We start from the raw sequence: 14,942 nt of genomic DNA, 5'->3' as shown, positions 1-14,942 counted from the left end.
AGAAGTTTTCGAAGAGCTTCATCGCTGAAGTGGCGCGCATTCTACAACCCACAGAACGCGCGTCAAGCTTAAATTGCAACTTTCTTCGGATTTTCACGCAGGCCGGTCCCTGCACGCTGCAATGCCTTCGCCACGACACTGAAGCGCATCGCCAACAGCGCCCCACCGATGAGGGCATAGGCCAGCCACTCTCCCAGGTCCGCCCGGACGACCCAGAGCATATGCAACAGCGCCAGCAGCAGAATGCCGTAGACCAGACGATGCAGTGCCTTCCACTTGCGCCCCAGCTTTCTGATGCTGAAACGGTTGGAGGTCACAGCCAGTGCCAGCAAACCAAGAAACGCCAGCGCACCGACAATGATGTATGGGCGCTCGTAGAGATCGCGCAGCACCAGATCCAGGCGCAGCCCGGCAATGAACAACACGTACCCCGAAAGATGCAGGGTGACATAGGTGAAGCACCACAACCCGAGCTGGCGGCGCACGGCGATCCATCCCGCCCAGCGGCTGAGCTGCTGCAAGGGAGTCATGGCCAGCGTGATCAACAGCAGAATCAGAGCACCCAGCCCCAGGTTGTCCACCAGGGTCTTGCCGGGATCAGGCCCGAGCAGGCCGAACAGCGCCAGATACAACCAGTAAAGCGGCGGTGCCGAGGCGACCAGGAACACGCCGACACGCCAGAATCGATAACGCATCAGTAGTACCTCGCCAGGTCCATCCCGGCATACAGCTCGGCCACCTCGTCATAGCCGTTGAACATCCGGGTATCGATCACGTTCGGACTGAACAGCCCACTGGGCAGCCTGCGCTCGGTGGCCTGCGACCAGCGCGGGTGATCGACCTGCGGATTGACGTTGGCATAGAAGCCGTACTCGTTCGGCGCGATGCGCTCCCAAGTAGTCGCGGGCGCCTCGGCCACCAGGCTGATGCGCACGATCGACTTGATGCTCTTGAAGCCATATTTCCAGGGCACCACCAGACGCAACGGCGCACCGTTCTGATGGGGCAGTACCCGCCCATACATGCCGACGGCCATGAAGGCCAGCGGGTGCATGGCCTCGTCCATGCGCAAGCCTTCTACATAAGGCCAGTCGATCAGGGAAAAGCCCGAGCGCTGCCCCGGCATGTGCTCATGGTCCACCAGCGTTTCGAAACGCACGTAACGCGCCGAGGAGGTCGGCTCGACCTGCTTGAGCAGATCAGCCAGGGGGAAACCCAGCCAGGGAATGACCATGGACCAGGCCTCGACACAGCGCAGCCGGTAGATGCGCTCTTCGAATGCATGAGGCTTGACCAGGTCTTCGATGGCATAGCGCCCCGGCTTGCCCACCTCGCCATCGACCGTCACGCTCCAGGGCTCGACCTGCAGCGAGCCGGCCCTGGCGGCAGGATCGCCCTTGCCGGTCCCGAACTCGTAGAAGTTGTTGTAGTGGGTCGCGTCCCTGAAGGGCGTGATGCTCTCCCCTTCGACGGTCATCGCCTGCCAGCGCGTGGCCGACAGTTTCTCGTCGAACCAGCCGGGCGCCTTCGCCGGCTCGACATCGGCATAGACGCCCTGCGGCTCGGCGCTTGCCCAGCCCGGCATCGCAGCCATGGCCGCCAGCGCCAGCGAGCCCTGCATCAGCTTGCGACGGGACAGGTAAACGGACTCGGGCGTGACTTCGGACTCGAGAGCCCGAGAGGAATAAGGAACTCGGATGAGCATGGCAACCCCGCGACTACAGTTCGAGAAACGAACTGTAGACCACGGAGTAGAGGAGAAATTACACCGTCAGACGGATTTGCGACGACGCAACTGCAACAGGTACTGGATCGGCCCGGACACCGCATAGGCGAGGAAGATCAGCAGCAGGATACGCGGCGGGTCGCTGAACACCACGGCGAATACCAGGACCACCGCCAGGATGGCCACGAACGGCACACGCCCTTTCAGGTCGAGGTCCTTGAAGCTGTAGTACTTGATGTTGCTGACCATCAGGCAGCCGGCGGCAGCCACCAGCAGCGCGACGGCGAAGGACATGTTCGAGCCCTTGATACCGAAATCGCTGAAGGCCCAGACGGTGCCGGCAACCACACCCGCCGCCGCCGGACTGGCCAGGCCGATGAAGTAGCGCTTGTCGACGCTGCCGATCTGCGTGTTGAAGCGCGCCAGGCGCAGCGCCGCACCGGCGACATAGATGAAGGCGACCATCCAGCCGACCTTGCCCATGCTGCCCAGGGCCCACTCGAACGCCAGCAGTGCGGGAGCGACGCCGAAGGCGACCATGTCCGAGAGCGAGTCGTACTCGGCGCCGAAGGCGCTCTGCGTGTTGGTCAGTCGTGCAACTCGGCCATCCAGGCTGTCGAGCACCATGGCGACGAACACCGTGGCGGCAGCGACGTAGAAGTTGCCGTTCATCGCGTTGATGATGGAGTAGAAACCGGCGAACAGGTTTGCCGTGGTGAACAGATTGGGCAGCAGGTAGATGCCGCGGTGACGAACTTTGCGCCCTTCGGCGTCCTGCCCTTCCTCTATGTGCTCGTCGATCGGCAGCAGGCTTTCCAGATTGTCGCCGGCCGGCTTTTGATCCTCGGGACCTTCACTCATGAACAGCACCTTGCAACGGGTTTGACGAATTTCAACCGGGGCGACTGGACTCAGTTCGCCACCAAGCGAGCAGGCTTTATACCAGAAGCCTCGCCGCAGAACGAAAAAACGCGGCATAAAGCCGCGTTCTTTCGCACATCGCAGACCTTAGTTCTTGGTCTTGTCGACGATCTTGTTGGCAGCGATCCACGGCATCATGCCGCGCAGTTGCTCACCGATCACTTCGATGCCGTGCGCAGCGTTGTTACGACGCTTGGCAGTCATCGACGGGTAGCCAGTGGCACCTTCGCTGATGAACATCTTGGCGTACTCGCCGTCCTGGATGCGCTTCAGGGCGTTGCGCATGGCCTGGCGGGATTCGGCGTTGATCACTTCCGGACCGGTGACGTACTCGCCGTACTCGGCGTTGTTGGAGATCGAGTAGTTCATGTTGGCGATGCCGCCTTCGTACATGAGGTCAACGATCAGCTTCAGTTCGTGCAAGCACTCGAAGTAGGCCATTTCCGGCGCATAACCGGCTTCGACCAGGGTTTCGAAACCGGCCTTGACCAGTTCGACGGTGCCACCACAGAGAACAGCCTGCTCACCGAACAGGTCGGTTTCGGTCTCGTCCTTGAAGGTGGTTTCGATGATGCCGGTACGGCCGCCACCAACGCCCGAAGCGTAGGACAGGGCAACATTCTTGGCGTTGCCGGAAGCGTCCTGGTAAACGGCGATCAGATCAGGGATGCCGCCGCCCTTGACGAACTCGGTGCGTACGGTGTGGCCCGGAGCCTTCGGCGCGATCATGATCACGTCGAGGTCGGCACGCGGTACGACCTGGTTGTAGTGGATGGCGAAGCCGTGGGAGAAGGCCAGGGTAGCGCCCTGCTTGATGTTCGGCTCGATCTCGTTCTTGTACAGCTGGCCCTGGAATTCGTCCGGGGTCAGGATCATGACCAGATCGGCAGCGGCAACGGCGCTGGCGACGTCGGTCACTTTCAGGCCGTGAGCTTCGGCCTTGGCTACGGTCGCGGAGCCTTTGCGCAGACCGATGGTGACGTCGACACCGGAGTCCTTCAGGTTGCAGGCCTGAGCGTGGCCCTGGGAGCCGTAACCGATGATGGCGACTTTCTTGCCCTGGATGATGGAGAGGTCGCAATCTTTGTCGTAATAAACTTTCATGTTCTTGGCTCTTCTGAATCGAAAGGGATGGGGTGCAAGCACCGCGACAGAGAAACCTTATGTGATCTATCCCGTTGCGTAAAATGATATATTTGCAACACAACGTGCCGATATCTGAAACACACATGGACAGTCACTCTCTCAGGCTCTTTCTTTCCCTGGCCGACAACCTGCACTTCGGCAAGACCAGCCGTGAACAGCACGTCAGTCCGTCCGCGCTCAGCCGCAGCATCAAGCAGCTGGAGGAAGAACTGGGCGCGACGCTGTTCGTGCGCGACAACCGCTCCGTGCGCCTGACACGCGAGGGGCAACAGTTTCGCGAGTACGCCAGCGATGTCATGAATGGCTGGCAGGCCATCCGTCAGACCTTCATGCAGGACCAGCAGAGCCTGCACGGCGAGCTGTCCCTGTACTGCTCGGTCACTGCGAGCTACAGCTTTCTCTACGACATCCTCAGCAGCTTCCGTCAGGACTACCCTCGCATCGAGATGAAGCTGCACACCGGCGATCCGGCGAAAGCCGTGGAACGGGTGCAACAAGGGCTCGAGGACCTCGCCATCGGTGCGCGCCCGAACAACCTGCCGGCGGGGGTCGATTTCCAGTCGATCACTCGCTCGGAGCTGCGCTTCATCGGCCCGCAATCCCCGCAATTGCTGAGCGACGAGCAACTCCGGCAGCCCACGGCGGACAGCTGGAAGGACGTGCCGATGATTCTCTCGGAGGAAGGGCTGGCGCGCACGCGCACGGATCGCTGGCTGAAAAGCCATAACATCAAGCCGCGTATCTATGCCCAGGTGAGCGGCAACGAGGCCATCGTCAGCATGGTCAGCCTGGGCTTCGGTATCGGCGTGGTGCCGCAGATCGTGCTCGACAACAGCCCGCTGACCGCACGCATCCGTATCTACGATATTCAGCCGCCGCTGGCCGCGTATGACATCGGTCTGTTCGCCCTGGAGAAGCGCCTCAAGGACCCGTTGATCGCCGCGTTCTGGAACCGCCAGCGCTGAATTCGGGCAGACGCCCGGCCAGGCATGTCACTGGCGACCACACCTTTGACCATGAAAAAGCCCCGCACGAGGCGGGGCTTCTGTTCAGCAGGACACTCAGGCTACTTCAGATACTCAGTACCTTGTCGCCACGCGAGATACCTGTGACGCCACTGCGTACCGTCTCCAGGATCGACGCGGTGCCGATGGCCTGGATGAAGCTGTCCAGCTTGTCGCTGGTGCCGGTCAGCTGCACGGTGTAGACGCTGCTGGTCACATCCACGATCTGGCCGCGGAAGATGTCGGTGGTGCGTTTGACCTCGGCGCGCTGGGCGCCGGTGGCCTTGATCTTGACCAGCATCAGTTCGCGCTCGATATGAGCGCTCTCCGACAGGTTGACCAGCTTCACCACTTCGACCAGCTTGTTGAGGTTCTTGGTGATCTGCTCGATGACCTCGTCATGCCCCACCGTGGTCAGGGTCAGGCGCGACAGCGTCGGATCCTCGGTGGGCGCAACGGTAAGGCTTTCGATGTTGTAGTTGCGCTGCGAGAACAGACCGACCACGCGGGACAGTGCGCCCGGTTCGTTTTCCAGCAACAGGGAAATGATATGTCGCATCTTAGGTCCGCTCCGTCTTGCTCAGCCACATGTCACGCATCGCACCGTCTCTGATCTGCATCGGATAGACGTGCTCGCTGTCGTCCACGGCAATGTCGAGGAACACCAGGCGATCCTTCATGGCGAAGGCTTCTTCCAGACCGGACTTGAGGTCCTTGAGCTGGGTGATGCGCATGCCGACGTGGCCATAGGCCTCGGCCAGCTTGACGAAGTCGGGCAGCGACTCCATGTAGGAGTGCGAATAACGGCTGTTGTACTGCATGTCCTGCCATTGGCGGACCATGCCCAGCGCACCGTTGTTCAGGTTGACGATCTTCACCGGCAGGTCGTACTGCAGGCAGGTCGACAGTTCCTGAATGTTCATCTGGATGCTGCCTTCGCCAGTCACGCACGCCACGTCGGCGTCCGGGAAGTTCAGCTTGATGCCCATGGCGGCAGGGAAACCGAAGCCCATGGTGCCCAGGCCACCGGAGTTGATCCAGCGATTGGGCTTGTTGAAGCGGTAGTACTGCGCCGCGAACATCTGGTGCTGACCGACATCGGAGGTGACGTAGGCATCGCCACGGGTCACTTCGCACAGGGTTTCGATCACGCTCTGCGGCTTGATGATCGAGCCGTCGCCCTCGTTGTAGGGGAACAGGCGGCCGCTACCGCGCCACTCGTCGATCTGCTTCCACCAGCTGGCCACGGTGTCCTTGTTCGGGGTCTCACCGATTTCCTTGAGGATGGCGACCATCTCGGTCAGCACGCTGTCCACCGGGCCCACGATCGGGATGTCGGCCTTGATGGTCTTGGAGATCGAAGCCGGGTCGATATCGATATGGATGATCTTGGCGTTCGGGCAGAACTTGGCCGCGCCGTTGATCACGCGGTCATCGAAGCGCGCACCCACGGCGAGGATCACATCGGCGTGGTGCATGGCCAGGTTGGCGGTGTAGCTGCCGTGCATGCCGAGCATGCCGAGGAACTGGCGGTCGGTGCCCGGATAGCCGCCCAGGCCCATCAGGGTATTGGTCACCGGCAGGTTGAGCATCTGCGCCAGCTCGGTCAGCGGCGCGGAGGCGCCACCCATGATCACGCCACCACCGGAGTACATCACCGGGCGCTTGGCCGCCAGCAGCATCTCGGCTGCCTTGCGGATCTGCCCGGAGTGACCGCGAACGGCCGGGCTGTACGACCGCAGCTTGACCTTCTTCGGGTACACGTATTCGAACTTCTGGGTGGGATCGCCCATGTCTTTGGGGATGTCCACCACCACCGGCCCCGGACGACCGGACTCGGCGAGATAGAAAGCCTTCTTCAGCACCTCGGGGATTTCCGACGGGTGCTTGATGATGAAGCTGTGCTTCACAATCGGACGGGAAATACCGACCATGTCGGTTTCCTGGAAGGCATCGGTGCCGACCATGGCGCTCGGCACCTGGCCGGAGATCACCACCATCGGGATGGAGTCCATGTAGGCAGTGGCAATGCCGGTAATCGCATTGGTCGCGCCCGGGCCGGAAGTCACCAGCACCACGCCGGCCTTGCCGGTGGCACGGGCATAGCCGTCAGCCATGTGGGTCGCAGCCTGTTCGTGACGCACCAGGATATGGGTCACTTCCGGTTCTTTGAACAGGGCATCGTAGATATGCAGGAGAGCACCGCCAGGGTACCCATAGATGTGCTTAACGCCTTCGTCACGCAGGAAGCGGACGACCATTTCAGCGCCGGATAAAAGCTCCACGTTGTTCACCTCTTGAACGCCAGTATGCCACCCGCCAACGGGTAGCCCTAAGTAGGTTCTTACTGTCAGCGGACACGCACGACGGTGATCGTGGATTCGGAACATCAGCTTGACGAGTAACGGAGCAGCCCATGGTCTTGCGGGGCTGGCCCTCCCAGCGCGAGGTAACGCGTTGCGGGTGTCACGGTTCGGCGCGGGTAGCGCCTCTTTCCCCCGAGCTGGAGGACGCTTGCGGCGGACTCCACTACGGGGAAGGCTGGATTGTTCGGGTTCGACGAAGGCAAGTCAAGAGATGCTTGACCTATTATTCGAAGTGCGGCTGTGACGCAGCGCAGGATGAAGATCCCTGGCTTTTGGTTATAGTAACCAGCAGTACCGCAGCTCTCGACAAAGGAAACAGCATGCGCCACATGATTCTAACGGGCAGTCTGATGCTCGCCCTGAGCGCAACCGCAATGGCCAGCCAGGTCTACAAGTGGGTGGACGACAACGGCGTGACCCACTTCGGCGCACAACCGCCCCAGGGCCAGCAGTCCACCACCATCAATACCTCTGCACCGCCACCGCGCCCGGCACCCAGCGCGCCGGCACCGAGCGTCGAGCAAGCCGATCCCGAGCAGGCGGCCATCGACAAGAAGGTCAAGCAGGACGTGGCGAAGCAGGAAGCCGAGCGCAAGAAATACTGTGAAGAGGCCCGCACCAACCTGGCCCAGCTGGAAAACAATCCGCGCGTGCGGGTCGAGGTGGAAGGCGAGCTGCGCCGCATCGACGAGAACGAGCGTCAGGAACGCATCAGCGAACTGAAGAAGTCCATCACCGAAACCTGCAAGTGACACCGGACGCGCGCGTCCTCAGGACGTGCGCGTCAACAGGCGATCGAACTCACCCAGCAGCTCCAGCAAGCGACGGGTGACACCCGACTGCTCGCGGTACACCATCTCGGCCATCGGCTGGATTCCCGACACCGATGGCAAGGCCGCATCCGCCTCCAGCAACTGTTTCATCCGCGGCAGGAAGATCCACTGCAACCACTGCTCGAAGGTCAGGGTGTCGACACAGAACGGCTCCTGGCTGGCCAGCGCCGCGGCGCTGGGCGCCTGCTCCTGCCACCAGCCCAGTACGCGCAACTCACGCTCGATGAGCAGCAGATGCTCGGCCAGCGCATTCACTCGTGCATCCATCAGAGACTCACCCGCGCGCGCTCACGGGCCTGCGCCGCGCCAGCGGAGTCGCCCTGCCGCTCACGCGCCTGGGCAATCAGGTTCCACAAACTGGCCTGCAGGGCAGGACGGCCACTGGCATAGGTCAGGCCGCGACGGGCGAACTGTTCGGCCTGAGCCGCATCGCCCTGCGCCAGGCGCACCTCGGCCAGGCGGTAGAGCACCTGCGGCTCACGCGGCGCGATACGCTGGGCGCGCTCGAGACTCGAGGCGGCGCCATTGAGATCACCACCGCCCTGCTGCTGCTGCGCGGTGGTCAGCAGCGCCAGGACCGGCCCATCCAGCTGCTCGTCGGCCGCCAGGCCACCACCGCTGGGAATGCCGCTGGGCGCACTCGGCACGGAGGACGAGTCGAAGCCGCCCTGCCCCATGCTCACCGGCGGCTCGTCGAAGGTCAGCCCACCGTTGGCGGGAGCGCCCTGCGGCCCGGTCTGCAACGGCGTGGAAGCGGCGCCCTGAGGTACCATCACCACCACGCCGGAATCCTCTTCGAACGGCTGCGACTGCGCACCGGCAGGCGCGGAGGCGGCGTTATCGGAGACACGACCAGCCGACAGCGGCGTGCCCGCATCGACGACGGGAATCGAGCCACGCGGCACCGTACTACAGCCTGCCAGGGTCGTCGTTGCCAGCAAGGCCACAAGCCACTTCTTGTTCACATCCAATCCTCTTCAGCTCACGCCAGGGAACGCACCCCGGCCGTCAATCCAACCAGCCCCGCACCCAGTCCATCACCGACTCCACGGGCGCCTGAATACCGCAGGCGGAGCCAGGACTGGGTTCACTGCCGCGAATATAAGGCATCTGCACCGCATCCGGGCAGCCCGACGCCGAGCCGAGACCGGTCTGGCGATCCACCCAGGCCAGGGTGACGTTATCCGGCATGGGCATGTCCAGCGGCAACGGATCGGCCTTGCGCATGAATCCCGTCCAGACCTGCAGCGCACCGGTTGCACCGGTCAGCGGGGTGGGACCGTTGTCATCGCGCCCCAGCCAGACGACAGAGAGCAGGTCCTGACTGAAGCCGGCGAACCAGCTGTCACGCGAGTCGTTGCTGGTACCGGTCTTGCCGGCCAGGTTCAACGAGCGGGGCAGCTGGCTGTACACCGAGCGCCCCGTGCCCTCGCGCATGGTGCGCTGCATGGCGTTCTGCACCAGGTAGATGGCCCCCGGATCGAAGCGCTGCTGGATCTTGAACGGGTAACGACCGAGCGGCTCGCCTTCGGCGGTGAGCACGCTGCGGATACCGCGCAACGGGGTGTTGAAGCCACCGTTGGCCAGGGTCTGATACATCCCAGCGACTTCCATCGGCGTCAGCGCTCCGGCCCCGAGGAGCATCGAAGGATAAGCCGGCCACTTGCGCTCGACACCCAGTCGCTCCAGGGTCTTGAGCACGTTCGGCACACCGATCTCCAGGCCGAGCTTGGCCGTGGACAGGTTGTAGGAATGCGCCAGCCCCTGGTACAGGTAGATCGTGCCGTGCGCCTTGCGGTCGTAGTTCTGCGGCGTCCAGACCTGACCATCCTGGCCCTTGATGGAGAACGGCTCGTCCTCCAGCCAGCTGGTCAGCGTGTACTGGCTGGGACGCTCCAGCGCGGACAGGTAGATGGCGGGTTTGATCAGCGAGCCGATGGGGCGCACGGCATCCATTGCACGGTTGAACCCGGCGAAGCGTGGCTGGCGGCTGCCGATCAGCGCCTGCACCTCACCCGTCTCGGGATTGGTCACCACCATGCCGGCCTGCACCTGGTCGACCCCCTTGCGCCCGGCCAGGCGCTTCAGCGTTTCCGCCAGCGCCTCTTCGGCCTTGAGCTGCAGGATCGGGTCGAAGCTGGTGAAGATGCGTAGGCCCTCTTCGGTCAGGTCCTGCTCCCGGTAATCCTCGCGCAGCTGGCGCTTGACCAGGTCGAGGAAGGCCGGGAACGAGCTGTCGGCCATGCTGCCACGGGTGGTGACGCCCAGCGGCTTCTGCTTGGCCGCGGCGGCTTCCTCGGCGGTGATCGTGCCCTGCTCGGCCAGCAGGTCGAGCACCAGGTTGCGCCGGGTCATCGCACGCTCGGGGTTGCGCCGGGGGTTGTAGTAGGTCGGCCCCTTGACCATGCCCACCAGCAACGCCACCTGCTCCAGCTTCAGCTCGGAAATGGGCTGGCTGAAGAAGTACTGACTGGCCAGGCCGAAACCGTGTACCGCGCGCTGGCCATCCTGACCGAGAAACACCTCGTTCATGTAGGCTTCGAGGATCTCGCGCTTGTCGTAATGCAGCTCGAGCAGCACCGCCATCATGGCTTCGGTGGCCTTGCGCGCCAGGGTACGCTCGTTGTTCAGATAGAAGTTCTTCACCAGCTGCTGGGTCAGGGTACTACCGCCCTGCACCAGGCGCCCGGAGGTGGCGTTGATCCACAGCGCACGGGCGATCCCCTTGGGGGAAACACCGAAGTGATCGAAGTAGTCGCGGTCTTCCACCGCCACCAGCGCGTCGATCAGATAGGCCGGAACCTGATCCAGCTTGATCAGGATGCGATCCTCCTGATGCGCCGGGTACAGACCGCCGATCAGCAGCGGCTCGAGCCGCGCCACGGCCAGATCGCCGCCATCGCCCTTGTTCAGGCCGGCGACATAGTCCCCGGAAAAGCGCACCCGGACTCGCTGCGACGGCTCGGCGCCTTCGTAGAACTGAAAACCGCGGCTGTGCAGCTCGATGTTGTTGCCGGCGACCGACACCGCCCCCGGACCGTTGACCACGCTTTCACGGCGATAGCCCAGCGCATCGAGTTCGCGCAGGAAGTCGTTCTTGGCCAGTTTCTGCCCGACGAACAGTTCCAGCGGTCGGGCATAGACCTTCGCCGGCACCGTCCAGCGCTTGCCGGAGAATTTCTCCTGCACGACGGCATCGAGATAGACGGCAAAACCGGCCAGGATGACCAGACCGACCAAGCCGAGCTTGACACCCCAGGCGAACCAGGGACGCAGAGCGGATGAGCGGGACTTTTTCTTTGAGCGGGGAGAACGTTTTCGAGTCATGGCGGAATTATACGCACTTTAGATAGGGGCCAGCAGCGTCGCCCGGACAGTTTGCAGAGCAGCTCACAGCGGCCATAATGCCCAGCTCGAACAGCGTCTAGAACAAGGATCGAACGTGAGCCAAGCCCTGATTGCCGCATTGCAGAACCCGGCCCTGTATCCGCATCCCGTGGAAGGGTTTCAGGTGATTGAGACCCACATTTCCTGGGTTTTGCTCACTGGCAAGCATGCCTACAAGATCAAAAAGCCGGTCAACTTCGGTTTTCTCGACTTCACCGAGCTCGACGCACGTCGACATTTCTGTGAAGAAGAGCTGCGCCTCAACCAGCGCCTGACCCAGGACCTGTACCTGGAAGTCGTGGCCATCGGTGGCAGCGAAGACGCTCCCAGCCTCGACGGCAGCACACCGGCCATCGAATACGCGCTGAAGATGCGCCAGTTCCCCCAGGAGCAACTGCTCAGCGCCATCCAGGCACGCGGCGAGCTGGGCGACGCCCACATCGACGCCCTTGCCGAGCAGATTGCCAGATTCCACATGGACGCCCCCGTCGTGCCTCAGGATCACCCACTGGGCAGCGCCGAGGCGGTGATGGCACCGGTGCAGCAGAACTTCGAGCAGATTCGCCCGATGCTCAGCGATGCGAACGACCTGCAGCAACTCGACGCACTCGAGGCCTGGGCGCAGTCGAGCTACGATCGCCTGCAACCGCTGCTGGCGGAGCGCAAGGCACAGGGCTTCATCCGTGAGTGCCATGGCGACATCCACCTGGGCAACGCGGCACAGATCGATGGCCGCGTGGTGCTGTTCGACTGCATCGAATTCAACGAACCCTTCCGCATGACCGACGTCACCGCGGACATCGGCTTCCTGGCGATGGACCTCGAGGACCGTGGCCTCAAGTGCCTGGCACGCCGCTTCATCAGTGGCTGGCTGGAACACACGGGTGACTACGCTGCCCTGCACCTGCTGAATTTCTACAAGGCCTATCGCGCCATGGTGCGTGGCAAGGTCGCCCTGTTCCGCCTGGGCCAGGAGCAGGACCCGGTGCAGCGCGCCGTCATTCTCCGCCAGTACCGCGGCTATGCCGCCCTGGCCGAGAGCTACAGCGCCATCCCCTCGCCGTTCCTGGCCATCACCCACGGCGTGTCGGCCGTCGGCAAGAGCCACGTGGCCATGCGCCTGGTCGAAGCGCTGGGCACCATTCGCCTGCGTTCCGACGTCGAGCGCAAGCGCCTGTTCGGCGAGCAGAACGCCGCAGCCAAGGACAAGCTGGCTGCCGGCATCTACAGCGAGGACGCCAGCCAGGCGACCTACACCCACCTGCACCAGCTGGCCCGCCAGATCCTGCAGGCCGGTTTCCCGGTGGTGATCGATGCCACCTACCTCAAGGCGGCTCAGCGCGAGGCAGCCAGCGAAGTCGCCGAGGAGCTTGGCGCGCCGTTCCTGATTCTCGACTGCCATGCGCCCGAGGCGGTGATCGCCGGCTGGCTGGAGCAACGGCAAAGCGAGGGCACGGACCCTTCCGATGCGACCCTGGACGTCATCAAGGCCCAGCAGGCCGGTCGCGAAGCGCTCAGCAGCGAAGAGCTGAGCCACAGCAAGCGCGTCGACACGCATGACAGCGCCAGCCTCGACGGCCTGGTCGAGCAGATTCGCCAGCGCCTGCCCGGCATCTGAGCCCATCAGAGGTTGGCCACACCCTGCCGGGCAAAGCCTGGCAGGGCTTCTATACTGCCGGTGACACCACTACCGGTATCTGCCATGAGTCAGCCACGCCAGCTCGATCATCCGCTCTATCACCTCCTGCATAACGACGACGTGCAAGGCTTCAATGCGCAGAAGCCCAAGGGCGTCGAGGTCGACCTGTCCGGCGGCGACTTTCGTGGCCTGGACCTGCGCAATCTGGACACCGAAAGCATCAACTTCACCGACGCCTACTTCCGTGGCGCCGACCTGCGCGGCCTGGACTTGCGCAACGCCAGGATAGAAGGCGCGAGCCTGGCGCACGCGCAGATTTCCGGCGCCTACTTTCCCGTCGAACTGACTGCGGACGAGATCCTCATGTCGGTGAACTTCGGCACACGCTTGCGCTATCGCACGAAGTGACTGCGCAGATGTAGCGACGCAAAAAGCACCAAGGCAATTGGCCGCTACACTGAGTAGCAGGCATGCCAACGTGATTTTCAGCCGCACGCATGGAGGCCTGATGAACGACGAACTGCAACACCTGAAGAACCTGGGCAAGACCTCGGCGCAATGGCTTCACGCCGTGGGCATCCACAGCGCCAACGACCTGCGTCGCTACGGTGCCGTCGGGGCCTACCGGGCCGTGCGAGCCCGTGGGTTTCGTGCCTCCAAGGTGCTGCTCTACGCCATCGAGGGCGCCCTGCTCGACGTGCACTGGAATGAACTTCCGCCTGCGCACAAGGCAGAACTGAACGGCAAGCTGGACGAAGCCCAGACCTGCAACAAGAGCTAGCTCACAACACGAGCGCAAGGTGATTTACTCGAACGCCGCCGCAGCCTATTGTTTCAGGGACCTTCGTGTGGTCAGCCAGCCCAGCCAGTTCAAGGAATTACGGTTATGTATTTACTCGGGGAGCAACCGGCCTACGCCGATCAGTTGATCAATCGCCTGCAGAGTATCCCCACTCACTTGCTGGAAGGGCTGCAACCCGCAGGCGAAGCGCTTCGCCTGGAGCGAGTCGACGATCTGGCGCGGGTGCTGCCGGGCAACCAGCTGTTCATCATCGAGAGCGGCCTGCTCCACGCGGTGGTCGACGAGCGTCCGCTGTTCTACCTGCAGGAAGGCGATCTGGTCGGCCTGCGCCAGGGGATCGACCTGCCCAGCTGCCGCTACAGCAGCGAAGAGCCCATCAGCCTGATTCCCTTCTCGCGCAGCGAAGTGTTCCAGCACATTCACGCCGACGAGCAACGCCAGGAACAATTCATCCACTACCTGATCGGTCACACGGCGCTGCTGTCCGACGCCCTGGCGCGTCTCAAGCAGCCGGAAATCCGTCCGGCCACCGGCTTCCAGCACTTTGCCGCTGGCGAGGAACTGATCCATCAGGGCGATGAAGCCGACCACGTGTTCATCATCATCGAAGGCCACGCCGAAGCCTATGTCGACGGCCAGCGGGTCGGCGACGTGCAGAAGGACGAGATATTCGGAGCCATGGCGGTGTTCACCCGCGAGAAACGCAGCGCCACGGTCATCGCCAGCGAACCCTGCACGGTGATGGTGATCCCCAAGGAGCAGTTCCTCAGCCTGATGCAGAGCAACCCGCGCATCGCCCATAGCCTGATCGAGAGCATGGCCCGCCGCATCGACCTGCTGAACAAGGAAATCACCCAGCTGCGCCAGCCTGGCGAATCCTGATCATCGCCTCCCGACAGAAAACCCCGGCCAGATGCCGGGGTTTTGCGTTCATGGGCAGGCTCATCGCGGCCGCCGTCCGTTTTCGAGAAAAATTCTCAAAAGGCGTTGACATGAAAATGAGAATTGTTATTATTACCTCAACTGATCGCGAGATCAGCCGATAAGCTAAAGAGACCATTCAGTCGGACTCTTCAGATTATCTCCTCATCAGGCTAATCACGGTTATTGACCCGGCT

The 14,942-nt window shown here is 62.7% G+C and carries 15 protein-coding genes; 6 read left to right on the top strand and 9 right to left on the bottom strand.

What is annotated here, in order from left to right; all coding sequences use genetic code 11:
* Nucleotides 1-68: 68 nt before the first annotated feature.
* The 4 genes from msrQ to ilvC all read right to left on the bottom strand — a co-directional run bounded on the left by msrQ (nt 69) and on the right by ilvC (nt 3,751).
* Nucleotides 69-695: a protein-methionine-sulfoxide reductase heme-binding subunit MsrQ gene (msrQ, locus tag E4487_RS18555; protein ID WP_175254078.1), complete on the bottom strand. Its 627-nt coding sequence runs from the start codon at nt 693-695 to the stop codon at nt 69-71.
* The gene (gene msrP, locus E4487_RS18550) at nt 695-1,705 is read right to left on the bottom strand and encodes a protein-methionine-sulfoxide reductase catalytic subunit MsrP (protein ID WP_175254077.1); all 1,011 of its coding nucleotides are present in this window, start codon (nt 1,703-1,705) and stop codon (nt 695-697) included. The genes msrQ and msrP overlap by 1 nt, the downstream gene beginning before the upstream one ends.
* A gap of 66 nt (nt 1,706-1,771) precedes the next feature.
* Nucleotides 1,772-2,587: a CDP-diacylglycerol--serine O-phosphatidyltransferase gene (gene pssA, locus E4487_RS18545; protein ID WP_037057267.1), complete on the bottom strand. Its 816-nt coding sequence runs from the start codon at nt 2,585-2,587 to the stop codon at nt 1,772-1,774.
* A 147-nt stretch (nt 2,588-2,734) separates the two neighbouring features.
* Complete coding sequence (gene ilvC, locus E4487_RS18540) at nt 2,735-3,751, bottom strand: ketol-acid reductoisomerase (protein ID WP_037057270.1); 1,017 nt, start codon at nt 3,749-3,751, stop codon at nt 2,735-2,737.
* 125 nt (nt 3,752-3,876) lie between these two features.
* Between ilvC and ilvY the strand changes: the two genes are divergently transcribed.
* Complete coding sequence (ilvY, locus tag E4487_RS18535; protein WP_134675623.1) at nt 3,877-4,758, top strand: HTH-type transcriptional activator IlvY; 882 nt, start codon at nt 3,877-3,879, stop codon at nt 4,756-4,758.
* A gap of 106 nt (nt 4,759-4,864) precedes the next feature.
* Here the strand turns inward: ilvY and ilvN are convergent, their stop codons facing one another.
* Complete coding sequence (ilvN, locus tag E4487_RS18530; RefSeq protein ID WP_037057275.1) at nt 4,865-5,356, bottom strand: acetolactate synthase small subunit; 492 nt, start codon at nt 5,354-5,356, stop codon at nt 4,865-4,867.
* 1 nt (nt 5,357) lies between these two features.
* Nucleotides 5,358-7,082, bottom strand: a complete 1,725-nt coding sequence (locus E4487_RS18525) for an acetolactate synthase 3 large subunit (RefSeq protein WP_037057293.1) — start codon at nt 7,080-7,082, stop codon at nt 5,358-5,360.
* A 401-nt stretch (nt 7,083-7,483) separates the two neighbouring features.
* Between E4487_RS18525 and E4487_RS18520 the strand changes: the two genes are divergently transcribed.
* Nucleotides 7,484-7,915 carry a DUF4124 domain-containing protein gene (locus E4487_RS18520; RefSeq protein ID WP_175254076.1) on the top strand — a complete coding sequence of 144 codons (432 nt, stop codon included), beginning with the start codon at nt 7,484-7,486 and terminating at the stop codon, nt 7,913-7,915.
* Nucleotides 7,916-7,933: 18 nt separating this feature from the next.
* Here E4487_RS18520 and E4487_RS18515 read toward each other — a convergent pair whose 3' ends face one another.
* From E4487_RS18515 to mrcB, 3 genes are read right to left on the bottom strand one after another with little or no spacing between them, the layout of a single operon-like run.
* Nucleotides 7,934-8,263: a YqcC family protein gene (locus E4487_RS18515; protein ID WP_037057282.1), complete on the bottom strand. Its 330-nt coding sequence runs from the start codon at nt 8,261-8,263 to the stop codon at nt 7,934-7,936.
* The gene (locus E4487_RS18510) at nt 8,263-8,961 is read right to left on the bottom strand and encodes a tetratricopeptide repeat protein (RefSeq protein ID WP_175254075.1); all 699 of its coding nucleotides are present in this window, start codon (nt 8,959-8,961) and stop codon (nt 8,263-8,265) included. The genes E4487_RS18515 and E4487_RS18510 overlap by 1 nt, the downstream gene beginning before the upstream one ends.
* Nucleotides 8,962-9,004: 43 nt before the next feature.
* A complete protein-coding gene (mrcB, locus tag E4487_RS18505) occupies nt 9,005-11,323 on the bottom strand; it encodes a penicillin-binding protein 1B (protein ID WP_134675626.1) in 2,319 nt (772 codons plus the stop codon).
* 115 nt (nt 11,324-11,438) lie between these two features.
* Here mrcB and E4487_RS18500 point away from each other — a divergent pair, with 115 nt between their 5' ends.
* The 4 genes from E4487_RS18500 to E4487_RS18485 all read left to right on the top strand — a co-directional run bounded on the left by E4487_RS18500 (nt 11,439) and on the right by E4487_RS18485 (nt 14,706).
* Nucleotides 11,439-13,001 carry a bifunctional aminoglycoside phosphotransferase/ATP-binding protein gene (locus tag E4487_RS18500; RefSeq protein ID WP_175254074.1) on the top strand — a complete coding sequence of 521 codons (1,563 nt, stop codon included), beginning with the start codon at nt 11,439-11,441 and terminating at the stop codon, nt 12,999-13,001.
* Between the two features lie 84 nt (nt 13,002-13,085).
* Nucleotides 13,086-13,430 carry a pentapeptide repeat-containing protein gene (locus E4487_RS18495; protein WP_037057286.1) on the top strand — a complete coding sequence of 115 codons (345 nt, stop codon included), beginning with the start codon at nt 13,086-13,088 and terminating at the stop codon, nt 13,428-13,430.
* Between the two features lie 100 nt (nt 13,431-13,530).
* On the top strand, nt 13,531-13,803 hold the full coding sequence (locus E4487_RS18490) for a TfoX/Sxy family protein (protein ID WP_037057288.1): 273 nt from the start codon (nt 13,531-13,533) through the stop codon (nt 13,801-13,803).
* Between the two features lie 105 nt (nt 13,804-13,908).
* Nucleotides 13,909-14,706, top strand: coding sequence for a Crp/Fnr family transcriptional regulator (locus E4487_RS18485; RefSeq protein ID WP_047585437.1), 798 nt, complete (start codon nt 13,909-13,911; stop codon nt 14,704-14,706).
* Nucleotides 14,707-14,942: the final 236 nt, after the last annotated feature.

Origin of the sequence: Pseudomonas sp. BMW13 (assembly GCF_013357275.1) — a bacterium.
Classification (GTDB): domain Bacteria; phylum Pseudomonadota; class Gammaproteobacteria; order Pseudomonadales; family Pseudomonadaceae; genus Aquipseudomonas; species Aquipseudomonas khazarica.
This window is presented reverse-complemented; position numbering and strand designations above follow the sequence as displayed.